The sequence below is a fragment of the Hymenobacter armeniacus genome, from assembly GCF_014699055.1.
GTDB lineage: Bacteria > Bacteroidota > Bacteroidia > Cytophagales > Hymenobacteraceae > Hymenobacter > Hymenobacter armeniacus.
The window spans coordinates 839,595-863,382 of sequence record NZ_JACXAC010000002.1 but is presented as its reverse complement, the minus strand read 5'-3'; the positions used below and the strand labels follow the sequence as shown (position 1 = coordinate 863,382).

Below are 23,788 nucleotides of genomic sequence, written 5' to 3'. Positions count from 1 at the left end.
AGGCGCTTGTGGCTACTATATTGTCCGGTTTGTGTACTCGATTTTCCGAAGTGGCCTTTGGCCTGCGGCGCCGGGCAGCGGCTCAGTGGGCGGAGGCGGCTCGGTCCGGGGCCCGCAGTTGCAGCTACGGGCCCCGGCCAGTGCCTGGGGTTTGGGTAGAACCGCAGGGCCTCACTCTACCATTTATGCAAATATTTCTTCTTTCTGCCGCAGTGCCCTCCCGCACCCTCCTGCCCACCCGCCAGGTGTGGCGGGCGGCTTAGAATTTGCTCCGCAGCGCCAACACGGGGCGCGCCGGGCTAGCTCACTCGAAACACGAAGGACGAAGCCGTCATGAACCGGCCCCCCTGCGAGGCACAGAATAGATACTCGGGCTTGCCGTTGCGCAGCAGCAACTGCGGTCGTTCGAGCCGGCCGTAGCGCTTGAGCTTGGGCGGCGCCGGTGGCTCGGCCACGCCGTAGTCGCGGATGGGCAGGAAGGCAATTTTAGGAAACGTCCAGGCCTTGCCGTCTTCCGACTCGAGGAATAGCCCCACTTCCTGGCTGTACACGCCCATATCCCGGGCCAGCAGGCAGAACCGGCCGTGCTGCCGCCACACAAAGGCGTCCTCGAACTGCCGGTTGTGGCCCTGCCCGGAAAAGTCGATGACGGGGTTGCCGGCAAACTTCTCGTAGGTCCCCTGCAGCCGGTCGGCAATGGCGAGGCCGTATTTGCGGTTGCCGCGGATTTCCTGGCCTTTGGCGTCGTCGTACTCCTTGGTGTTCCAAGACTTGTAGTAGAGCCAGTACTTGCCCTCGTGCTTCACAAAGGCGGGGTTGGTGGTGCAGTGGTCGTCCCAGGCGCCGGCGGGGCCGGGCAGCAGCAGGGGCTGGTCGGGGCGCGTCCAGGGGCCATGGAGGGTGGGCGCGGTGGCCAGGCCGATGCGCTTGGTGTCGGTTTTGCCGTTGGCATTGCCCATGAAAAACAGGCAGTACTGGCCGTCTACGAGCTGAATGCTGGGGTTGTGGCAGGTGGTGGCGTCCCAATGGCCGGGGCCGCGCGGGGCCAGCACCACGTTCAGAAAGGTGAACGGGCCCTCGGGCCGGTCGGCCACGGCGTGGCAGATTTCGGAGCCGTTTATCCAGCCGCTCATGCCCTTGCTGGCCACCCAGCGCGAGAAAAAGACGTGCACCTTGCCATCGGGCCCGTAAATGGGCGAGTTGCACCACACGTAGTAGTCGGGCAGCTCCAGGGCCCGGCCCACCGGCTTCAGGTGCCGGCTGAACTTGGAAAAAGCAGCTTTGGGGTAATCAATTAGCCGGCCCGAAAAGCCGGCCAGCGCCCGCGTGAGCGGGGCCAGTACCAGACCGGTAAGAAAGGTGCGACGAGTTGGCATGGGTGGGCGGGGTTGGGAAGCGGTGCAAGAAGGCCGCTGGCGCCGGCCACACCCTCCTGCACTCTGCCGGTTCACGCCGCCCCGGCCATGACAGTGCAGGTAAGCGCCCGCCCGCGGTGCCGGTACTTTTAACCCACCACTGCTTTCCCACCTCCTTCCTTGCATGAAATCATCCTTTTTTGCCGCGGCGGCGGGCGTTTTGCTGGCGGCCTCCGCGGCCGCTCAAACGCCCAAAACCACCTTCAAATTCGACTTCGGCCCCAGCAAAGCCGCCGCCGGCTACCAGCAGGTGCTGCCCACGGCCGCGTATTCGGAGGCTGCCGGCTACGGCTTCGATTTCGGCACGACGGTGACGGGCGTGGACCGCGGCGGCAAAGACGCGCTGAAAGGCGATTTCGTGACCAGCAAGCAGCCTTTTTACTTCTCGGTGAAGCTGCCCGAGGGCAACTACACCGTGACCGTGACGCTGGGCGACGCCAAAGGCCCCAGCAGCACCTTTCTCAAGGCCGAGTCGCGCCGGCTGCTGCTCGAAACCACGGCCACCAAGCCGGGCCAGTTCACCACCCAAACCTTCACGCTCAACGTCAAGAGCCGCCGCATCAACGACACCGAAACAGTGGCCCTCAAGCCGCGCGAGCTGCGCAAGCTGGACTGGGACGACCGCCTCACGCTGGAATTTGACGGGGCAACCCCCTGCCTGGCCGCGCTGGAAATAGCGCCCGCGCCCACGGCAACCACCGTTTTCCTGGCCGGCAACTCCACCGTGGTGAACCAGGACGACGAGCCCTGGGCGGCCTGGGGCCAGATGCTGCCGCGCTTCCTTAAGCCCGGCGTGGCGGTGGCCAACCACGCCGAATCGGGCCTCACGCTGGGCTCCTTTCTGGGCTCGAAGCGCCTGGCCAAGGTGCTGAGCGTGATGAAGCCCGGCGACTACCTGTTCATTGAGTTCGGCCACAACGACCAGAAAGACAAGGGCGAAAACGACGGCGCCTGGAAAGCATATTCTGAGCGGCTGCACCTGTTCGTGCAGGAAGCGCGCAAGAAGGGCGGCATTCCGGTCATCGTCACCTCCACCAGCCGGCGAACCTTTGGGGCCGATGGCAAGATTGAGAATAGCCTCGGCGACTTCCCCGCCGCCGCCCGCAAGGTGGCCGAGGAAGAGAAAGTGGCCCTCATCGACCTCAACGCCATGTCGGCCAAGCTCTACGAAGCCCTGGGCGTGGAGGAATCGAAAAAGGCCCTCGTGCATTACCCGGCCAACACCTACCCCGGCCAAACCGCGCCCTTGGCCGACAACACCCACTTCAACCCCTACGGCGCCTACGAACTGGCCAAATGCGTGGTCGAAGGCATCAAAGCCAACAAGCTGGGCCTGGTGAAATTCCTGAAAAACGACACGCCAACGTTCGACCCGGCCAAGCCCGATGCGCTGGCGGGCTGGGTGTGGCTGGACAGCCCGCGCAGCGAGGTCACGAAGCCGGACGGGAATTAAGCGTAGAGACGCAACATCTTGCGTCTCGTCGTTGAACGACTGAAACCGCGCAAAGCCGCTCGAAATAAACAACATCAGTAACGACGAGACGCAACATCTTGCGTCTCTACCCCGGTCCTGCCAATTTCATGAAATTAATCTCGCTCTTCGTTCTTGCCGCCCTCGGCGCCGGGGCGGCCCAGGCCCAGACGCGGCTCAAGAAAAACGAAGCCCTCGTCTTCTGCTACTTCAAAGGCAACGGGCGGGACGGCCTGCACCTGGCCGGCAGCCGCGACGGCTACACCTGGACCGCCCTGAAGCACGACAGCACCTTCCTGCGCCCCACCGTGAGCAAGGACCGGCTGATGCGCGACCCCTGCATCTTGCGCGGAGCGGACGGGCGGTTTCACATGGTCTGGACGGTGAGCTGGCAGGACAAAGGCATTGGCTACGCCACGTCGAAAGACCTTATTCACTGGAGCGAGCAGCGGTTTCTGCCCGTGATGGCGCACGAGCCCGGCACCCGCAATACCTGGGCCCCGGAAATCAGCTACGACGCCGGCAGCAAGACCTACCTCATCTACTGGGCCAGCACCATCACCGGCCAGTTTCCGGCAACGCAGAGCACGATGGAAAACGGCTACAACCACCGCATCTACGCCACCAGCACGACGGATTTTAAGACCTTTACCCCCACCCGCCTGCTCTACGAGCCCGGCTTCAACGTCATCGACGCCAGCATTCAGTCTGACGGCAAGCGGTTTGTGATGTTTCTGAAAGACGAAACCCGCGAGCCGGTGCAGAAGAACCTGCGCGTGGCCTTTGCCGATAAGCTGGCCGGCCCTTATGGCCCGGCTTCGGCGCCCATCACCGGCAACTATTGGGCCGAGGGCCCCACCGCAGTGAAGCTGGGCGCCGACTGGCTGGTGTATTTCGACAAGTACCGCGAGCACAAGTACGGCGCCGTAAAGTCGACCGATTTGACGCATTGGACCGATGTTTCCGACCAAATCAGGGTGCCGGTAGGCCTGCGCCACGGTACCATTTTCCGGGTTTCGGCCAAGGAGCTGAAGCGGCTGGAGCAACAATAGGAAGCCCATGAATCCGATGACGACTCGAGGCCGGTGCCTTGCCGGAAGCCTGCTGGCAATGGCCCTGACGGTGGCGGCTCCTGGCCAGACCATGGCGCAAAAAGCGGGGGCCAAACCTGCCGCCACGGCCAGGCCCGCCCCCAAGCCCCTTTTCAGCGACCCGGTGTATGACGGCGCGGCCGACCCGGTCATCGTCTGGAATAAGCAGGCCAAGAAGTGGTGGATGTTTTACACCAACCGCCGCGCCACCGACACCACCGCCACCGGCGTGACCTGGGTGCACGGCACCCGCATCGGCATTGCCGAATCGGGCGACGGCGGCACCACCTGGACCTACCGCGACACGGCCAACATCAACTACCGGCCCGACCGCGGCTACACCCACTGGGCGCCCGACATCGTGGAGGACCGGGGCCGCTACCACATGTTCCTGACCTACGTGCCGGGCACCTTCACCGACTGGCAGCACCCGCGCGTCATCGTGCAGCTCACCAGCACCGATTTGCAGAACTGGCAGTACGTACAAACCCTGCCGCTCGTCACCGATAAAGTCATTGACGCCAGCGTGTTCAAGCTGCCCGACGGCACTTGGCGGCTGTGGTACAACAACGAGCGGGACCACAAATCCATCTACTACGCCGACAGCCCTGACCTGCTGCACTGGACCGACCACGGCCAGGCCCTGAACGAGCGCGGCGAAGGCCCCAAAGTATTCCGCTGGCACGAGCAGTACTGGATGATAATCGACCAGTGGAAAGGCATGGCCGTGTACCACTCCACCGACCTGCTGCACTGGACGGCCCAGCCCGAGCGCATTCTCGAACAACCCGGGCAGGGCCGCGACGACCAGGCCATTGGCGGGCACTGCGACGTGGTGGTGAGCAACGGCCGCGCCTTCGTGTTCTACTTCACCCACCCCGGCCGCAGCAAGGCCCGCCCCGCCCCGGCCAACAGCATTGCCGCCAAGCGCAGCGTGGTTCAGGTGGCGGAGCTGGAATTCAACAACGGCCGGCTGACCTGCGACCGGGACAAGCCCACGTTCGTGCAGCTGGTGCCGCCCCGCGGGAAATAGTTACTTGGGCAGCGCGTCGGAGTCGGCGTTGAGGCGGTAGCTTATGGTGAGGGCCAGGCTCCAGGGGTTGTTGGTGTAATTGTAGGTGGTGGGATAGGCGTAGAAATAATCGGGTTCGTACAGGCGGCCGTTGAGCATTAGGGACCAACGGTTGCGGCTGAGGCCCGCTTCTAGGTAGGGCAGCGGCGTGCCGTGGAAAGGGTACACGAATTCGTATACCTCCCCGCCGTATCGGAACTCCGAGGTCGAGCCCCAGAAGCTATTGATTTCGTAGCCGCCACCCACCACCACCTGGGCCCGGGGGCCCATGGGAAAAAATCCCCGCAGCCCGAAGTGAGCTACTATATGCGTGGCGCGCCACTGGTAGCTGCTGACGAGACTGGTGGGCGTAGCCGCCACGGCGGTGGCCTGCGCATTGCCCATCTGGGAAACCTGCAAATCGGTGTGGATGGCTAGGCGCCGCCCTCCTGCCACCACATCGGCGTAGAGGCCGCCGAGGGCGTGGGGCCGGCCGTCGGCGTTGTGGCCGTCGAGCGGGCCGGACGGACCGTCGGTGGTTTTCAGGCGCATGGAATTGTAGCGCACGCCGGCCATCAGGCCCAGGCGCACCGTAACGTGCGGGCGGGCCGCAACGGGCGGCGCTGGAGCTTCCGGTGGGAGCGCCACCCCCGAGCACTGGCGGTTGTAGGCCCGGACGAGACGCTGCAGCCCTTCTTCGGTAAAGGAGGTATTGGACAAGAGGCTTGTCACTGCTTCGCAGTCGCCGAAATACAGCAGGAGTTGGCTTTTGTAGTTGTTGGCGTCGGCAATGCGCTCCCGACCATCTTTGGCAAGCAGGTAGTTGTGCGCGGCCAGCTCCAGGCGGGGTTGGCCGGGCCGCTGCACGAAGTAGTGCCGGGTTTCATTGAGCACAATGCCCAGCAGCGTGGCCGGGCCCTGCACCAGCACGTCGGCCATCACCGAATCGGGCCGCGGGCGGTGCGTGATGCGGTGGCTGAGGTAGGGCAACCGGGTTTCGGCGTCCATGTCGATGGTCAGCAGCTCGTGGCGCAGCAGCCGGCCGCTGGCCAGGCCCAGGCTCCGCAGCTGCTGGCTGGTGTAGGTGACGGGCCGCGCCGTGGCAGTGGGCCGGAAGCGTACGGTTTTAGCCGGCTCTTCCCAGAAAGCGTTTTCTACCTCGCCCCGTAGCGTGTCGCCGCGCTGCAGCACCAGGTAGCCGGGCTCAAAGGTTTGGGAATAGGCCGGATGGGCCCCGCACACCAGCAACAGGGCCCCGAGTAGAAGTTTTCGCATGCAGCAACAAGAAAGGCTGCCCCAATGTAGCAGCCTTTCCTTTCACCTCACAAAAGCCGGTTTAAAACAAGTCGTCCTTCACGGGGGCCACGTAGGGCTGGGGCTTGCTGTCGGACGGCGCCAGGCCGAAGTAGAAGTACAGCGTGCGCCGGATGGGCGCGCCGCTGAAGTGGTTGGTTTCGGAATTGGGCCCTAGGTTTTTGGGGTTGTTGTCGATGTTGAGGCCGAGCTTGGTGCCGATGGGCGGAATGGCGTCGAGGAACGACAAGTCGCCGATGGGCAGGCCCGGCTGGGGCTTCACGCCCGAGAGGCCGTAGAAATTGAAGCGGCGGATGAACAGGTCCTTGTCCGGGCTGGCGATGAGGAACTTGCCTTCCACGGTGTTCATTTCCATCCAGGCAATGTCGGCAAAGTAGCCCTTGAACTCGGGGTAAATCCAGGGCGCGGCGGCGGTTTGGGTGTTGTTGTTGGCGTTTTCCCACACGTTGAGGGTGGTGCCGGCCAGGCGGTTTTTCCAGGCGCGGTACGGGCCCTGGCCGAGCCACTTGGCCCCGATGACGAAGTTTTCGGGGTAGGTGAAGCTAATGCCGGCGAAGGGGTGGTCGCCGGTGAGGGCGTACTCGTATTCCATTCGCAGCCAGCCGTTGGCGAGCATTTTCCAGCGCACGGTTTTGAGGTCGCCGGTGTAGCGGGCTTCCACCACTTCGCCGTCGGGCTCGGTGCGGTGCGTGAGGCCGGCGAAGGCGGCAGTGCCGGCCACCAGCACGGGGCCGTTGGTGAAGGAGAGCTTGTCGCCGTTGTTGCCCTTCACGCCGGTGAGGCGGCCGTTGGTTTTGTTAAACGTGACGGTGATGTTGCTGGCTTTCAGAGTAAGCAAGCTGTCGACGTCGGTGACTTCCACGGCGGCTTTGTCCTTGCTCTGGAGGCTGAGCACGCCGTCGAGCAGGCGGGCGTTGCCGCCGGTTTTCCAGGTCCATTTATACAAGAGGTTCTTCTGCGGGTCGAAGGCCGAGAGCACCAGCGCATCGTAGCTCTGCCAGTCTTTGGGCAGCTCCAGCTTCAGCTTGCCGGTGGCCAGCGGGGCCACGGCGGGGCTTTTGAGGCGGCTTTTCTTTCCGCCGATGCTGCCCGCAAACGGGTCGTTGGGCTTGCGGTAGTTCACCAGCTCCCACTGAAAAAAGCACTGGCTGAGGTTGGTGAAGTGGTAGCGGTTTTCAATGTCCAATGAGCCGTTGAACTTGGCGGGCAGCTCCTTCAGGCCGATTTTGATGGGCGAGAAAATCTCCCGAATGGCGTAGAAGCTCCCCTCCTTCTCGCGGTGCGGGCCCATGAGGCCGTCGGGCGCGTTCACGCCGTTCACGTCGATGATGTTGTGCTGGTCGGTGCGCACTATGCCTTCGTCCACCATGGCCCACAGAAAACCGCCACCCGAGCGCTGGGCCTTCCAGTGCAGCTCCCACATGTCGGCCAAGCCGGCGCCGCCGCCGCCGTCGTCCTGGCTGTGCAGGAATTCGGTGGGCATGTAGATGAGCGAATCGGCCAGGATGTCGCGGGTGCTGTAGTAGTTCTCGTAGTGGTTGCAGTCGATGCCGCTGGCCGCGTTGCCGGGCCGGTGGTGCGGGTGAATGACGGGCCGCTTGGTGAGGTCGTACTGGTAGAAAACGGCGTCCAGCTCCTTGTTGGTGCCGCCCTCGTTGCCGTTGTCCCAGAAGATGATGCTGGGGTGGTTCTGGTCCTTCTCCACCATGGAGCGCACCAGCGGCGTGCCGGCCTTGGTGCTGTAAAATTTCTGCCAGCCGGCCAGCTCGTCGAGCACGTACACGCCCAGCGAGTCGCAGAGGTGCAGGAACTCGGCATCGGGCGGGTAGTGCGACATGCGCACGGCGTTCATGTTCATCTCCTTCAGCAGCTTCACGTCCATCAGGTGGATGCTGTCGTTGAGGGTGCGGCCGGTTTCGGGCCACCAGCTGTGGCGGTTGGTGCCCTTCATTTTCACCTGCGTGCCGTTCACGTAAATGCCCTTGCCGCGCCGCACCTCAATGGTGCGAAAGCCGAAGGGTTCGGTGGTCTGGTACTGCGTTTCCTGGCCGCTGCGCAGGGTGAGGCGGGCGCGGTAGAGGCTGGGGGTTTCGCTGGTCCACTGGCGCGGGGCTTTGACGGTGGTGTTCAGGCGGGCCACAGTGTCGCCGGCGGCCACGCTGGCGCTGGCGGTGCCCACGGTCTGGCCTTTCTGGTCGAGGATGTCGACCTGCAGCTGGGCGGCCTGCTTCACGTTGCGCAGGTTAGCGCGGAGCGTGAAGCTGCCGTTTGCCCGGGCGTCGATGGCCACGTTTTCGGCGTACTGCTGCGGGTAAGACTGCAGGTACACCGGCCGGAAAATCCCGCCAAATACCCAGTAGTCGGCCAGCCGCTCGGCGTTGTTCACGCTGGGCTCGGCCGACATCTTGCTCACTTTCACTTCCAGCAGATTCGCTTCGCCGAACTTGAGCTTGTCGGTGAGGTCGTACTTGAAACGATAAAACGCGCCCTGATGAATGGGCCCGGCCACCTGCCCGTTCACCTTCACCTCCGTGTCGGTCATCGAGCCTTCAAACACGATTTCGACGCGCCGCCCGCGCCAGGCGGCGGGTACGTTGAAGCTGTGTTTATACAGCCCTTGCTCGTCGGCGAAGCGGAAGTTTTTGCCGTAGGTTTTGTAGTCGCGGCCGTAGTTGTAGAGGCCGAAGCCTTCCTGCTCCCAGCACGAGGGCACGGCAATGCGGGTCCAGTAGCCGCTTTTGCGCCCGCCGGTGCAGTAGAAGTCCCACTGCACGGTGCGGCGGTTGTCGCGGCCCGAGAGGTATTGGATTTGGCGCTGGGTAGCGGGCGTTTGGGCGCGGCTGGTTTGAGCGAGCAGCACCAGAATCAGCAGTAGGTATTGAATTGATTTGGGCATTGGAGGGCGATGTAGAGACGCGACACTTCGCGTCTCCTCGTTGCTGATGTTGTTGGGGCGGCGCGGCTCTGGCCGTTCCACGCGGAGACGCGAAGTGTCGCGTCTCTACATTTTCTAAATCAATAATGCGTGTGGTTGACTACGGAATTCCGCAAGTACTCCAGGTCCTTCTTTGAATCCTTGCCGCTGTGCGCGGCACTCCGGCTGCCGAAGACGCTGAGGCGGCCCTGGTTCAGGGTGATGACTTCCTCGGCGCCCTGGCCGGTGAAATCGAACATGTGGAAGACCGTATCGGGGAAATATAGCTCGCCGGTGCCGGCGTCGCTGAGGCGGAATTTGTGCCAGAACAGCCAGGTAGCGCCGTCGCCGCGCCAGTTGCCGCGCACGAAGTCGGGGTTGCCGTTGATGGGGTTGCCGGGCCATTTCTTCACCAGGTTGCCACCGTTGTCGAACCAGTAGAGCTGGCTGGAGAGGCCGGGCTCGTCGGTGCCGCGGGTGCCGTAGGTGCGGCCACCGATGACGACCTGCGGGCCGGCCACGCCCCGCAGGAAGTTGCCCACGGCCAACTGCTGGCTGTGCTCGGCCGTGTTTTGCCAGATGATGTTGCCCGTCATGCCGTCGTAGACGAACACGCCGGTTTCGCTATTGGCGGTGGCAATGTCGAGCCGGCCGTCGCCGTTCAGGTCGCTGAATTTGTAGCTGTCGGCGTGGTCGTGGTTGTCGGGCAGCAGGTCGAAGCGGTTCCAGATTTCCTGGCCGTTGGTATCGAGTAGCAGCGAACCCACCAGCACCTCATCGAGGCCGTCGGCATTGAGGTCGACGGGGTACACGTAGTGGCCGAGGTTGTCTTTGTTGCGGTGCTCGGTGTGCTGCCAGAGTTGCTTGAGGTCGGCGCTATAGGCGGTCACGTGTTGGGTACCGCCCATGTCGGTGTAGGCCACCAGGTCGTTGGCCGGGCCGGCGTGCAGGTGCGCAATGGCCAGCCGGAAATTGTTGTACACGTGCGGCAGGGGCTGGGTTGGCCAGGCGGTTTTGCGCAGGATGTTGCCGGTGCGGCCATCGGCCACCACCAGCCACTCTTTGCCGTCGATAAAGCGCCAGTGCACCACCTCGGCGCGGCCGTTGTGGTCGAAGTCCCAGAGCACGCCGGGCGCTTCAAATTCCGACCGTTCTTTCACGTATTCGGTCGGCGCTTTGTAGGCCCATAGCTCCTTGCCCGCGTTGTTGAACACGTGGGCCGAAAAGTCGGGCTCCAGCACCAGAAAATCGGTTTTGCCGTCGCCGTCCACGTCGCCGAATTTCACGGCACTCGAGGGCGGAATGGTGTATTGCTTCAGCAGTTGCACGTCCTCCGGCAGTTGGTAGGGCCGAATGTCGTCTTCCTTGAGGCTGGCGTTTTTGCTCAGCACCAGCACGTCCACGGCCGCGCCCATGTCGATGCGCGTGAGCTTCACATAGGCCGAGCCGGCGGGCAACTCAAACGTGCCGCCCGGTTGCCAGCTCAGCGGGCCGCGGCCGAAGCTCTCGGCAGTTACCTTGTCGTTGATGGCTACTTTAAAGCCGGTATTTTTCTCGCCCTGGCTGCGCACGTAGAGGGTGTAGCGGCCCGCCTCCGGCACCTGCACCCGAACCTGCAGGTTGGTTTTCGATTTCAGCACCAAGGCCGTGTTGTTGTAAATCCAGGGTACTTTCAGGCTGCCGGCATCGGCGATAACGACGCCCTTGGGGATTTCCTGAATGAAATCGGAAGCCGGAATAATGAGCGTACCGGGCAGCGGCGCGGGCCGGACGGCGAGCGTTTGGGCACATGTATGCAGGCTGCCAACGCAGCAGCACAGCATGGCCACAGCAGCAAGTAATTTCATAGAAGGCGACGAAAAGCCGTAGCGCGGACCCTGCGAGTCCGCGTGATTCAGAATATCCTGTACAGGCGCCGACTCGCCGAGTCCACGCTACATTACTTCTTCAAATACTTGCTCAGCGCCAAGCCCTTCGTGGCCTTGATGCCTTCCGCCACGGTGGCTGCGTTCAGCTGCGCGCCGGCTTCGATGGTGTGGGTGTGGTCTTTGGAGGTGAAGTAGACGGTGCCCACTTTGGCTTCGCCTTCGCGGTCGTATTTGTCGGCCACCAGCCGGTTGAGGTCGATGAAATAGGCGCCGCCTTGTTTGGCAGCTTCGGCGGCCCACTGGGTGTAGCCGGTGGTGGCGCGGTTCACTTTGCCGTCTTTCCAGCCGTTGCGCGGCACCAGCGAGCACACGATGGGCGTGGCACCTTTGGCCTTGGTTTCGGCAATGACTTTCCGCAAATACCAGCCGTAGCTGTGCACCACTTCCGGCTGCTTGGTGAGGGGGTTGTAGATTTCTTGGCTTTCCTCGCCGTTGCTTTTGAGGGTGCCGCGGGCACGGGCGGTGTCGGCCAGCGGGCCGTCGTCGTTGTGCCCAAACTGCATGACGACGAAGTCGCCGGGCTGCAGCTTGTTCTTCACCGCGTCCCAGAGGCCCTTGGTTTGGAACGTGCGGCTGCTGGTGCCGCCCAGCGCGTCGTTTTCGATGCGAATGCGGGTGGTGTCGAAGTGCGCGGGCAGGTAGTTGCCCCAGCCCCAGAGGCCGCCGTCGCCCTTGCCTTTGCCGTTTTTCACCGTCGAGTCGCCGATGAGGTAGAGCGTGGGCTTGCGCTTGGGCGGGCGGGCGGTGAAGGCGGCCAACACCAACGCAAAGACGAGCAGGCCGAAGGTGAAGGTGGTTTTGGTAAATTTCATGGATTGGTATTTCTTATCGTCTGTCATCCTTGTCTGGCGGCCGAGCAGCGAAAGATGACACACGGTTTATTTCTTCAGGTACTTATTCAGCGCCAGCTTCCTGTTGGCCCGGATGCCATCTACCACCGATTCGGCGTTGAGGCGGGCGCCGGCTTCGTTGGTGTGGGTGTGGTCGCCGGGGAAGAATTTCTTCACCTCATCCGGGCCCAGCTTCTCGTATTTCTGGGCCGTGATGTCGTTCAAATCGATGAACGCCACGCCCTCCTGCTGGGCCACTTCCTGGGCCCACTTGCCGAAGTCGTTGCTGGCCCGAATAACTTTGCCCTCCTTCCACTTGTTGCGCGGAATCATGGAGCACACGATGGGCGTGGCCCCTTTGACCTTGGCTTCGCGAATGAATTTGCGCAGGTACCAGCCGTAGGTGTTCACGGTTTCGGGGTGGCCGTCGGGCCACACCAGGGCTTTGGTTTCCTCGCCGGTGCCGCGCAGCACGCCGCGCCGGCCGGCCTTGGTGGTGTCGGGCACGCTGCCTTCGTTGTGGCCAAATTGCATGACGAGGAAGTCGCCGGGCCGGATGGCGTCGATGGTGGTTTTCCAGCGGCCTTCGGTGATGAAGGTGCGGGTGCTGCGGCCGGCCTTGGCGTTGTTGCGCACCCGCAGGCGGGTGGTGTCGAAATGCGCCGCAATGACGTTGCCCCAGCCCGCCTGCGGCCGGTTGGTGTTGTTCACCGTCGAGTCGCCGATGAGGAAAAGGGTGGGCCGCGGGCCGGGCTTGCCAAAGCTGGCCAGCACCAACAGCAGCGCCGCAACGCCGCCGAGCAGCAGGGCCGACGAGGTAGCGCGGCGGGCCACAGAAAGTCGTTTGTTCATAGGGTGGGATTGATGAGGTAGCGCGGGGAAGCCAGCGCAACGCTTCCGTACTCAAAAGTTGGGCCTGTTGCCGCGGGGCGTGTCCTGCACACACCTGTGCCGGGCGCCTGGTCCAACGGTTTCTGGCGCTAGTTCAGGTTGGGCTTCTCCCCTTTCATGCCTTCGCCCAGGAAAAAGCCGGGGTGCGGGGGCTGGTTGTAGCCCACGTTTTCGCGGGCCACGCCGAGGCGGTAGGCACGGTCCTGCATGAGCGTCACGAGGCGGTGCGTGGTCGGGATGGTGGTGCTGAAAATGAGCAGCGCCGAGTTGTCGGCGGTGCGCCACACCACTTCCTCGCGCCAGTCGCCCAGCAGGTCGGCCGAGAGGCAGGGCGTGGCTTTGCTGCCGTTGCACGAGGCGGCGCCGAAATCCTTGCCTTCGAGCAATTTGGTGAGCTGGCCGGCCCGGTAGTCCCACTTCTCCACGCGGGTGTCGTTCAGCAGCTCGCGCAGCAGGTCGCCGTCCCACCACAGGCCAAAGTTGACGGAGCGCGGCGAGGGGCCGATGCGTTCGCCCTGGCAAGTCAGCAGGCCCAGCTCGGGGTTGCTCACCCACAGCTCGGCGCCGGGCTGGCGCGGGTCGATGTCGGCGGCCATGCCGCGGCCCACGTCCTCGCCGGGCAGCTTCGCAATGAGGATTTTGCCGGTGCCGGCGGCGTAGAGGGCCGCGCCGGGGCCGTTTTCGTGGCCGGGCACTTTCTCCTCATTTTCGTGCACGCCCCAGGCTTCGAGGCCGGGCCGGGCGGGGTCGAAATCCGACACGTGGAGGGCGTCGCCGTGGCGCAGGCCGGTGCTGAACAGGCCCGTGCCGTTGTCGTCCACCACCATCGAGCCGTACACGATTTCGTCCCGGCCGTCGCCGTCCACGTCGTTCACGCTCAGGCCGTGATTGCCCATGCCGGAGAAGGGGTTTTGGCCGTCTTTCGAGTCGAACACCCAGCGCGAGGTGAGCTTGCCGCCGCGCCAGTCCCAGGCCGCCAGCACGGTGCGGCCGTAGTAGCCGCGGCACATCACCACGCTGGGTTTGGCACCGTCGAGGTAGGCCACGCAGGCCAGCATGCGGTCCACGCGGTTGCCGTAGCTGTCGTTGCCGCCATTGCCCCCGATGCCGCCCCAGCCGCCCAGCTCGCCGCGGGCCGGCAGGTAGGGCGTGCTGGCCAGGGCCGCGCCGGTCCGGCCGTCGAACACCGTGAAATATTCCGGCCCGGCCAGGATGCGGCCGTATTTGCTGTCGCGCGGGCCGGGCACGCCCGGGCCGCCGTCGGTGGGCACGGTGAGGGTGCGGTAGTCTTTGCCGGCATCGCCAATGGTTTTGCCCGCGCCGTCCACGGTGCCGTCGGCGGTTTTGCAGGCCACTTCGGCGCGGCCGTCGCCGTCGAGGTCGTAGGCCATGAACTGCGTGTAGTGCGCGCCGGCCCGGATGTTTTTGCCCAGATTGATGCGCCACAGCCGGGTGCCGTCCAGCTTGTAAGCATCCAGAATAACGGGGCCGGTGAGGCCGCTGGAGCCGTTGTCGCGGGCGTTGGTGGGCTCCCACTTCAGCACGATTTCGTACTGGCCGTCGCCGTCGAGGTCGGCGGCGCTGGCGTCGTTGGCGGTGTAGGTGTAGGGGCTGGTTTCGGGGCCGCTGCTCACGGTGCCGCCGGGGGGAGGCTGTAGCGGCAGGCGCAGGTAGCCGTCGGCCCAGGCTTTGGCGGTGGCCGAAGGGTCGGGGTCGCTTTTTCCCGCAACAACTGCCCGCACGGTATAGCTGGCCGACTGGCCCTTTACTGCCGTTTCATCAAGGAAGCTGGTGCCGGCCGTGAGGGGTTTCTGGTTCAGCTTTTGCGCGGCAGCCGTACCGGCCTGGCGGTACACGTCGAAGCCCACGGTGGGCGCATCGCCGGCCAGCAGGCGCCAGCTGATGAACACTTTGCCGTCGGGCTGGGCAACGGCCACCACTCCCCTGCCCAGCCGCTCGGGCTGGGCCTGCGGCGCGCCGGGTGGCACCACCGAGGGGCCCGCGCCCAGCAGGACAGACGTCAGCAGCAAAGGCAAAAAGCATGTTTTCATGTGCGAAAGGATGGAAGTGCGACTTGTACTAAAAGTGAACGTCATGCTGAGCGAAGTCGAAGCATCTCTACCGTTCAACCAATCCAATCGACATGATTTACTGGTGCGGCAGAGATGCTTCGACAAGCTCAGCATGACGTTCTTTCTCCTTGTCCTGACGTCAAACCGTCAGGCGCTTAGTTGTAGCCGGGGTTCTGCTGCCAGAAGCCGGGGTTGATGCGCAACTCCAGCAGCGGAATGGGAAAAATCAGGTCGTGGTCGTCGAGCTGGCGGAAGTTGGCGCCGGCGGCGGTGGTGCTGCGCTTGAAGGCCGTCATTACCGAAATGGCGTTGCCGGTGCGCACCAGGTCGTGCCAGCGCTGGCCTTCGGCCACAAACTCATAGCGGCGCTCCTTGAGGATGGCGGCGCGAAAGTTGGCCTGCGACGCGGCCTCGGGCGAGGCGAGGGTGAAGGCCGTCAGGCCCGAGCGGGTCCGAATCTGGTTCACGAGCGGGATGGCCTGCGCGATGTTGCCTTCCTCGGTCAGCACCTCGGCGTACATCAGCACCACGTCTTCGAAGCGAATGATGGGGAAATTGTTGGGGTAGTCGGTGCGGTTTTGCACGCCGGCCACGCCTTTCTCCAAAAACTTGGTGAATTCCGGACGACCGGCCACGATGGCCCCGGAGGCGTTGCGGACCACCGAATCGAGCGTGGCGGCTTTGCGCTTGTCCGCTTTAGGCCAGTTGGCCCCAAACAGGGCGGGCGGCAGCGTGAAGTCGGCAGCAAAGCCGGTGAACGGCGACCAGTTGGTGGGAAACACCTGCCCTTGCTGCCACGGAATGGGGTTGCCCAGGCCCGTGCCGCCCGACTGGAACTGGATTTCGAACACGGCGTACTTGTTGTCGTTGGCCGATTTGAACAGGTCGGCGAAGTTCGCGGCCACCGAGAAAGTGGTGGGGCTGGCCGCGGCGTACACGTCCATCAGCTGCTGCTTGGCCAGGGGCAGGGCGCTGGTCTGGCGCAGCGGGTAGCCGTACATGGTGAGGTACACCTTGCCCAGCAGGGCTTTGGCGGCCCACTTGGTGGCGCGGCCTTTGTCGGCGGCGGCGTAGGAGGCGGGCAGGTTGTCGGCCGCAAACAGCAGGTCGTCGACGATGAACTTGTACACGTCGGCCACGGGGGCGCGCGGCACCTGCTTCGACTCCTCAATGGTCAGGGTCTTGTTCACAATCGGCACGGCTCCGAAGAAGCGCACCAAGTCGAAATAGGCCAGCGCGCGCAGGAACCGGGCCTCGCCCTTGAACTGGGGCACGCGGGCAAAATTGAAGGGCTGAATGCGCTCCTGCAGCACGTTGGAGCGGTACACGATTTCAAACAGGTCGGTCCAGGTAGCCTGCAGCTGCTGGGTTTGCGAGGTGGTGTTGAAATTGCTCACGTCGCTGTAGTCGCGCTGCACCGTGGCGATGTCGGCGGCCACGTTGTCGGAACGGAACTCAGCCAGAAACCAGTATGAGTTTTCGGGCAGGGACAGGGTGCCGTTGTAGATGGCCATCACGCCCTGGTTCACCTGGATTTCGTTTTGGTAAAACCCGTCCACCGTGTTGTTGGCCACGGGCTGGATTTGCAGAATGTCCTCCTTGCAGGAGGTGGCCAGCAGCCCGGCCGTGCCCAGGCCCACGGCGCAGGCCACTTGTTTCAGAAAAGAGATTTTCATCGGAATGAGTCGATTTAAGGGGGTGGGAAGCCTTACAGCGTCAGGTTGAAGCCCAGGGTGTAAGTGCGGGCCTGCGGGTAGCTGCCGTTGTCGAAGCCGCCAAGTTGCAGGGCCTCGGGCGAGAAGCCGCCGGTGTAGTTGTGCCAGATGTAGGCATTTTCGAGGGCCACGTAGAGGCGGGCGCCGTTGTAGAAGCGGGCCTTGGGCAGGGTGTAGCCCAGGGTGATGTTTTTGAGGCGGATGTAGTCGGACTTGTAGAGCCAGCGCGAGTCGAGCAGCGAGCTGTTCTGGGCCGTGATGCTGGGCGTTTTGCCATCACCAGGCTCGGCTTCCGACTTCCAGCGGTTGTTCCAGTTGCTGGCGTGGTTGTAGAGGTAGCCCATGCCGGGGCGGTCGATGCTGCGGCCGATGAGCGAGTAGAGGTAGGCACCCTGCTGGGCGTTCACCAGCACGTTCAGGTCGAAGCCCTTGTAGCGGAAGGTGTTCGTGACGCCGAAGATGTACTTGGGCGTGGGGTTGCCCATGATGGTGCGGTCGGCGTCCGTGATTTTGCCGTCGCCGTTCACGTCGCGGTATTTGATATCGCCCACGCGGGTGTTGCTCAGCTTGGGCTCGTTGTCTACTTCGGCCTGGGTCTGGTACACGCCGATGGCGTCGTAGAGGTAGTAGGAGTTGATGGGCAGGCCCACTTGCAGCAGGCTCACGAAGCCGCCGGGGCTGCTGCCGGTGGGCACCGGCGTGTCATCGTAGTCGAGCTTCTCGACGCGGTTTTTGTTGTAGGAAGCGTTGAAGTTGGTGGTCCACTCAAACGCGCCCACCACGTTGCGCGAGGTCAGGCCTAGTTCCACGCCCTGGTTATACACCTGGCCGATGTTGACGTAGGTGCGGGTGAAGCCGGTGAGCGACGAAAGCGGCACCTGGTAGAGCAGGTCGGTGGTCTGCTTGGTGTAGTAGTCGGCCGTCACTTGCAGGCGGTTGTTCAGCACGCTGAAGTCGAGGCCGTAGTTCCAGCTGGCCGTTTGCTCCCAGCCCAGGTCGCGGTTCTGGAAGCCGATGGGCGCGTAGCCGTTGATGCTGGCGCCGCCCAGCGAGTAGTTGCTCACGCCGAGCAGCGAAAACTGCGAGTCGTTCGGGATGCGGTTGTTGCCGGTCACGCCCCAGCTGGCGCGCGCCTTCAGGTCGCTGATGAAGGTGACGCCCTGCATGAAGTTCTCGCCCGAGATGCGCCAGCCCGCGCTCACGGCCGGGAAGTAGCCAAAGGGCCGGTTGGCGCCGAACTTGGAGGAGCCGTCGCGCCGGATGCTGGCCGACAGCAGGTAGCGCTGCTTGTAGTCGTACTGCGCGCGGGCAAAATACGAGAGCAGGGCTTCCTTGCCGGCCGTGATGTAGCTGCGGTTCACGGTCGAGTTGGCGCGGTCGAAGAGGTACGTTTGGTCGTTGGGCAGCTGGCCGTTTTCCTGCTGCGAGAAGTCCACCTTGGTGCGCTCCACCGAGTAGCCCAGAATGGCGTTCAGGCTGTGGTCGCCAAACGAGCGGGTGTAGTTCAGCACGCTCTGAAACAGGTAGCGCGTGTTGAACGTCTGCGAGTAGCGCGAGGTGCTCAGCGAGCCCGGGGCGGCGCCCACCCAGTCGCGGCTGGCGTTGGTGGGCGTATAAATCTGGTCCTGGAAATAGCCGTTGTCCATGGCGCCCAGCAGCTGCAGCTGGAAGCCTTTGTAGAGGTCCAGGTTCAGGCCCATGTTGGCGTTGAGACGGGTGCGGGTGCCGTTGGCGTCGGTGCGCTCCATCACGGCCACGGGGCTGATGTAGCGGCCCGAGTAGTTGTAGGTAAAGTACGGGTCGGCGCCGGCGTAGATGCCCGCGCCTTTCGGCGACACGGGCGGCATCTGGGCGGCGTTCAGGGCCTGGCCGCCGGTGCCGTCCACGCGGCCCAGGCTGCTCCACTCCATGCTGGGGGCCAGCGTCATAAACAGCTTGATGCCCTTGCGAATCTGCGCGTCGATGTTGGCGCGCAGGGTAGCGCGCTGCAGGTCGCTGCCGAGGATGATGCCGTTCTGGTTCAGAAACGAGCCGTTCACGTTATACGTCACGTTGTCGGTGCCGCCCGACACGCCCACCGTGTACTGCTGCATGATGGCCCGGCGAAAAATGGCTTTTTGCCAGTCGACGTAGTCCAGGCTGTCTTGGCCGTACTGCCACTTGGGGTCGTAGGTGTAGCGGATGACGTTGGTCTGGCTCGGGGGCGTGCCGTTCACGGTGAGGCGCTGCAGGCGGGTGGCGCGCGAGTCCTCGGGCCGGTTCAGGGCGGGGTTCTGGTTCACCCAATCAATGTCGATGCCTTCCTTGCGCATCTGAATCCACTCTTCGGCCGATTGCACCTTCAGCCGGCTTTCGGCCAGCTGCACGCCGGTGTAGCCCGAAAACTGCAGCTTGGCCGCGCCTTTCTTGCCGCGCTTGGTGGTCACGAGCACCACGCCGTTGGAGCCGCGCGAGCCGTAGATGGCCGCCGAGGCTGCGTCCTTCAGCACTTCAATGTTGGCCACGTCGGTGGGGTTGATGCCGCGCAGGTTGTCCACGGGCACGCCGTCTACCACGTACAGCGGGTCGTTGGAGGCGTTGATGGAGGCCGCGCCGCGCACCCGGATTTGCAATTCGGCGCCGGGCTCGCCGGTGGTCGTCTGCACGTACACGCCGGGCATCTGGCCCACCAGCGCGTTCTCGATGCGGTTGACGGGCCGCTCCTCAATTTCCTTGGCGGTGATGCCGGTCACGGCGCCGGTCACGTTGCCGGCCTTCTGGGTGCCGTAGCCCACCACCACTACCTCGTCGAGGCCCTTGGCGTCCACGTCCAGCACGGGGCTGATGGTGGTCTGGCCGTTGATGGCCACTTCCTTGCTGGCGTAGCCCACGAAGCTGAACACCAGCGTGCCGCCTTGTTCGGGCACTTGCAGGGTGTAGGTGCCGTCGGGGCCGGTGCCAGTGCCCACGGTGGTGCCTTTCAGCAGCACCGTCACGCCGGGCAGGGCTTCTTTGGTGTCGGCGGTGGTCACCTTGCCGCTCACGGCTCGGGTAGCGGCGCTCTGGGCCAGTGCGGCCGGGGCATACAGCCCCGCCAGCACCAGCAGCAGGAAGGCCAACCGGTACAGTTTGTTCATAACTATTACTTGTGGGATGGTGGGTTTTGGAAAGGCCATGAGAAAGCCTCGACGGTAAGTAAGGGCTTCCTTAGCTAGGGGTGAAATTAGAGTCACCCAATACCCTCACTTACCTGTGCTCACCTGAATTTGCCAAATTCTGTAGCATCTTTTCATTGTTGCTTCCTATTGGCGGAGCCATTCATCGCACGCCCTCCCCTGCTTGGGCCGGCGGGCCCAAACGCAGTCGTGCCCACCACCGTTCATCAACAGGTGGTGGGCACGACAGAATAATTTTCCGGTGAGAGTAGGCCCTTAAGGGCCGGGCAGTCCTTATTCGGTGGTCTGCACAACGGCCGTTTCCTGCGGTTCGGACTGGTGCGCGGGGTCGCCGAGGTAGTTGCCGTAGCCCACCACCACTGTGGAGAGGACCACCGCAATGATGCCCAGCGTGACCGTGCGCATGGTGGTGCGGTTGGCGCCGCGCCACTCGTGCAGCACTAGCCCCCACATGCTGCTGAAGGCAATGATGAAGGCCATGTGCAGCGTCCAGCCCGAGAAGCGGTAGGCGCCCATTTTGCTGTCGCCCATGCCGTAGAAGAAGAACTGGAAGTACCACGTGGTGCCCGCCAGGGCACAAAACAGGATGTTGCGCAGCGCCGGGTAGCTGGGGTTGAGGTAGTCGGTGTACGTCTTGTTTTTAACGTTGAGGTAGATGCACCAGATGGCGTTGGTGGTGAGGCCGCCGAGCAGGATGATGACCAGAATGGCGTTGTTGACGAACAGCGGGTTGGTGCCGTTTTTGGCGGCCAGCTCGGCAATGGGCTGCCCGGCCGTGAGGCCAAACGAGAAGCAGGCGCTCATGATGCCCGAAAACACGGCCACCAGCAGGCCCTTTTTCAGGTCGAACTCGGCAATGGACTCCTGCTTCTGCTCCTGCGTGAGCGTTTTTTCCTTGAGCAAGCCGGCCCGGCCGCAAATCAGAATGCCCAGCACGCACACGGCCAGCCCCAGCATGATGTAGCGCCCCGAAGCCGAACTCACCAGCTCGCCCATTTTGCCTTCGTAGATGGGCGGCACCAGCGTGCCAAACACCGCGCACAGCCCCAGCGTGACGGCCATGCCCAGGCTCAGGCCCAAATACCGCATGGCCAGCCCAAACGTGAGCCCGCCCGTGCCCCAGAGCAGGCCCCAGAAGTACGCCCAGAAAATGGTGGTGTTATCGGCCTGCTGCAGCACCCCAAGCAGGTTTGGCACGGTGAGGGAGCCCAGCACCCACGGCGCCACCAGCCAGCTCACGATGCCGCCCACCAGCCAGTAGCTTTCCCAGGCCCAGCCGTTGATTTTCTTGTAAGGCAAATAAAAACTGCCGGAGGCGAAGCCGCCCAGCGCATGAAGGATAACTCCCCAGATGACAGCCATAGTACTTTCGGTTTTGGGCAAAGCTGCCCGGTAAGTGAGCACAAACCCTCCTGTGCTCTCCTGACTGCGAAATAACGGCCTCCGCCGCACCCGGCCACGGCGCCCCGGTCCGTCCGTTGGCCGGGCCGTCAAGATTTTTCTGGCTGAGCAGGAGAGTGCAGGATGTTGGTAGCCAGCCCGGCCGGGCACCTTTGCACCAAAGCAACCCAATCCCGATTTCTGTACCGCAACAGAAGCATCATCATGGAAAAAACCCTCACTTTCCAGCACGTGAGTTACCTCTGGGACGAAGCGAAAGCCGCCGAACTGGCCGGCGACGAAGTGGCCCTGTTCCTCTATCGCTCCAACCTGCTGGGCGCCGACCTGCGCCTGACCAACTACGCCGGCGGCAACACCTCCTGCAAAATCACCGAAACCAACCCCGTGACCGGCGAAGCCGCCGAAGTGATGTGGGTGAAGGGCTCGGGCGGCGACATCGGCACCCTCACCAAAGCCGGCTGCGCCAACCTGTACGTAGAGAAGCTGCACCAGCTGAAAAACCGCTACCGCGGGCTGGAGTTTGAGGACGAGATGGTGGGCCTGTTCGAGTACTGCCTCTTCGACCCCAAGTGCGCCACGCCCAGCATCGACACCCCGCTGCACGGCCTGCTGCCCTTCAAGCACATCGACCACCTACACCCCGACGCCCTGATTGCCATCGCGGCCAGCAAGGACGGCGAGCAAATCATGCACGACATCTGGGGCGACAGCATGGGCTGGCTGCCCTGGCAGAAGCCGGGCTTCGACCTGGGCCTGCAGTTGGAGAAGATTGTGGCCGAAAATCCCGGCCTGCGCGGCGTCATCCTCGGCGGCCACGGCCTCTTCACTTGGGGCGACACCAGCTACGATTCCTACATCAACACCCTGGAGGTGATTGAGCAGGCTGCCAAGTACCTGGAGGCCAACTACGGCAAGAAAGGCCCCGTGTTCGGCGGCGTGAAGCGCGCGCAAACCCTCGACGCCGCCGGCCGCCGCGCCGCCGCCGCCGCCGTGATGCCCGTGCTGCGCGGCCTGGCCAGCAGCCAGCGCCGCATGCTGGGCCACTACACCGACGACGCCCGCGTGCTGGAGTTCGTGAACTCGAACGACCTGCCCCGCCTCGCCCAGAAAGGCACCTCCTGCCCCGACCACTTCCTGCGCACCAAAATCCGTCCGCTCGTGCTCGACGCCGACGTGATGCAGGGCGACGCCGCCAGCGTAAAAACCTACCTTGAAAGCCAGTTTGAGGCTTACCGCAAAGACTACGTGGCCTACTACGAGCGCAGCAAGCACGCCAACTCGCCGGCTGTGCGCGACGCCAACCCCGTCATCATCCTGTGGCCCGGCGTGGGCTTGTTCTCCTTCTCGAAAGACAAGCAGACCGCCCGCGTGGCCGCCGAGTTCTACACCAACGCCATCAACGTGATGAAGGGCGCCGAGGCGGTGAGCACCTACCAGGGCCTGCCCGAGCAGGAAGCCTTCAACATCGAGTACTGGCTGCTGGAAGAAGCCAAGCTGCAGCGCATGGCCCCGCCCAAAGCCCTCTCGGGCAAGGTGGCCTACGTGACGGGCGGCACCGGCGGCATCGGCAAAGCCATCTGCGAGGAACTGCTGAAGTTCGGCGCCTGCGTGGTGGCCGTCGACCGCGACCGCCTGGAAGAAACCCAGGCCGACCTGCGCAAGCAATTCGGCAAGGACAGCACCCTCACCGCCCCCATCGAAGTGACCAGCGCCGAGAGCATTGCGGAGTCGCTGCGCGCCGGCGTGCTGCAGTTCGGCGGCGTCGACATCGTGGTGAACTGCGCCGGTTTGTCGATTTCGAAGCCGCTGGCCGATACCACGCAGGCCGACTGGGACATTCTGAACGACGTGCTGGTGAAGGGCCAGTTCCTGGTGAGCCAAGCCGCCGTCACCATCCTGCGCCAGCAGGGCCTGGGCGGCGACATCGTGAACATCGCCAGCAAAAACGGCCTCGTGGCCGGCCCCAACAACGTGGCCTACGGCACGGCCAAAGCGGCTCAGCTGCACATGAGCCGCCTGCTGGCGGCCGAGCTCGGCGGCGACAAAATCCGCGTCAACACCGTGAACCCCGACGCCGTGCTGCGCGGCTCCAAAATCTGGGAAGGCGACTGGGCCGCCGGCCGCGCCAAGGCCTACGGCATCTCGGTCGAAGAGCTACCGGCGCACTACGCCAAGCGCACGCTGCTGGGCGAGGAGCTGCTGTCGGAAGACATTGCCAAGGCCGTGCGCGTGTTCGTGGATGGCTCCCTGAGCAAATCGACCGGCAACGTGCTCAACGTGGACGGCGGCGTGGCCATGGCCTTCGTGCGCTAATGCGGCTGGCTTGGCAGCTTATGTAAATAATTGAGCGTCATGCTGAGCGCAGCCGAAGCATCTCTCCCGCGAGAGTAACGAATTACTTGCGCGGGAGAGATGCTTCGGCTGCGCTCAGCATGACGTTCTTTTTTTGCGAGCTATCTACCGGCTTGCACCGCCGAAAAGGCTACATTTGAGTAACGCCCCGCGTTGCTTTCCTTTTCCAACCTTTCCTTTTGCGCAAC

General features: G+C 63.7%; 14 protein-coding genes. 4 read left to right on the top strand and 10 right to left on the bottom strand.

From position 1 onward, the window contains the following. Positions 1–299 precede the first annotated feature (299 nt). The gene (locus IC234_RS08055; RefSeq protein ID WP_190923329.1) at positions 300–1,376 is read right to left on the bottom strand and encodes a glycoside hydrolase family protein; all 1,077 of its coding nucleotides are present in this window, start codon (positions 1,374–1,376) and stop codon (positions 300–302) included. A gap of 163 nt (positions 1,377–1,539) precedes the next feature. Here IC234_RS08055 and IC234_RS08050 point away from each other — a divergent pair, with 163 nt between their 5' ends. The 3 genes from IC234_RS08050 to IC234_RS08040 all read left to right on the top strand — a co-directional run bounded on the left by IC234_RS08050 (position 1,540) and on the right by IC234_RS08040 (position 5,010). Next, on the top strand, positions 1,540–2,868 hold the full coding sequence (locus IC234_RS08050) for a rhamnogalacturonan acetylesterase (RefSeq protein ID WP_190923328.1): 1,329 nt from the start codon (positions 1,540–1,542) through the stop codon (positions 2,866–2,868). Positions 2,869–2,996: 128 nt separating this feature from the next. Then, on the top strand, positions 2,997–3,938 hold the full coding sequence (locus IC234_RS08045; protein ID WP_190923327.1) for a glycoside hydrolase family 43 protein: 942 nt from the start codon (positions 2,997–2,999) through the stop codon (positions 3,936–3,938). A gap of 58 nt (positions 3,939–3,996) precedes the next feature. Continuing rightward, a complete protein-coding gene (locus IC234_RS08040) occupies positions 3,997–5,010 on the top strand; it encodes a glycoside hydrolase family protein (protein WP_190923326.1) in 1,014 nt (337 codons plus the stop codon). On the opposite strand, the gene IC234_RS08035 is transcribed toward IC234_RS08040, so the two are convergent. The 9 genes from IC234_RS08035 to rhaT form a co-directional block, all read right to left on the bottom strand. Further along, positions 5,011–6,303, bottom strand: coding sequence for a hypothetical protein (locus IC234_RS08035; protein ID WP_190923325.1), 1,293 nt, complete (start codon positions 6,301–6,303; stop codon positions 5,011–5,013). Positions 6,304–6,364: 61 nt separating this feature from the next. Next, on the bottom strand, positions 6,365–9,238 hold the full coding sequence (locus tag IC234_RS08030; RefSeq protein ID WP_190923324.1) for a glycoside hydrolase family 2 protein: 2,874 nt from the start codon (positions 9,236–9,238) through the stop codon (positions 6,365–6,367). Positions 9,239–9,357: 119 nt separating this feature from the next. Further along, positions 9,358–11,103: a hypothetical protein gene (locus IC234_RS08025; protein WP_190923323.1), complete on the bottom strand. Its 1,746-nt coding sequence runs from the start codon at positions 11,101–11,103 to the stop codon at positions 9,358–9,360. Positions 11,104–11,195: 92 nt separating this feature from the next. After that, the gene (locus tag IC234_RS08020) at positions 11,196–11,996 is read right to left on the bottom strand and encodes a rhamnogalacturonan acetylesterase (RefSeq protein WP_190923322.1); all 801 of its coding nucleotides are present in this window, start codon (positions 11,994–11,996) and stop codon (positions 11,196–11,198) included. A 66-nt stretch (positions 11,997–12,062) separates the two neighbouring features. After that, entirely contained in the window at positions 12,063–12,866 is an 804-nt protein-coding gene (locus IC234_RS08015) for a rhamnogalacturonan acetylesterase (protein ID WP_190923321.1), read from the bottom strand. A 128-nt stretch (positions 12,867–12,994) separates the two neighbouring features. Beyond that, on the bottom strand, positions 12,995–14,956 hold the full coding sequence (locus tag IC234_RS08010; RefSeq protein WP_190923320.1) for a rhamnogalacturonan lyase: 1,962 nt from the start codon (positions 14,954–14,956) through the stop codon (positions 12,995–12,997). A gap of 176 nt (positions 14,957–15,132) precedes the next feature. Next, the gene (locus IC234_RS08005; RefSeq protein ID WP_190923319.1) at positions 15,133–16,653 is read right to left on the bottom strand and encodes a RagB/SusD family nutrient uptake outer membrane protein; all 1,521 of its coding nucleotides are present in this window, start codon (positions 16,651–16,653) and stop codon (positions 15,133–15,135) included. A 32-nt stretch (positions 16,654–16,685) separates the two neighbouring features. Beyond that, the gene (locus tag IC234_RS08000) at positions 16,686–19,808 is read right to left on the bottom strand and encodes a SusC/RagA family TonB-linked outer membrane protein (RefSeq protein WP_190923318.1); all 3,123 of its coding nucleotides are present in this window, start codon (positions 19,806–19,808) and stop codon (positions 16,686–16,688) included. A 312-nt stretch (positions 19,809–20,120) separates the two neighbouring features. Then, positions 20,121–21,209 carry an L-rhamnose/proton symporter RhaT gene (gene rhaT, locus IC234_RS07995; RefSeq protein WP_190923317.1) on the bottom strand — a complete coding sequence of 363 codons (1,089 nt, stop codon included), beginning with the start codon at positions 21,207–21,209 and terminating at the stop codon, positions 20,121–20,123. Between the two features lie 243 nt (positions 21,210–21,452). On the opposite strand from rhaT, the gene IC234_RS07990 reads away from it, so the two are divergent. Continuing rightward, the gene (locus IC234_RS07990; RefSeq protein ID WP_190923316.1) at positions 21,453–23,561 is read left to right on the top strand and encodes a bifunctional aldolase/short-chain dehydrogenase; all 2,109 of its coding nucleotides are present in this window, start codon (positions 21,453–21,455) and stop codon (positions 23,559–23,561) included. Positions 23,562–23,788 lie beyond the last annotated feature (227 nt).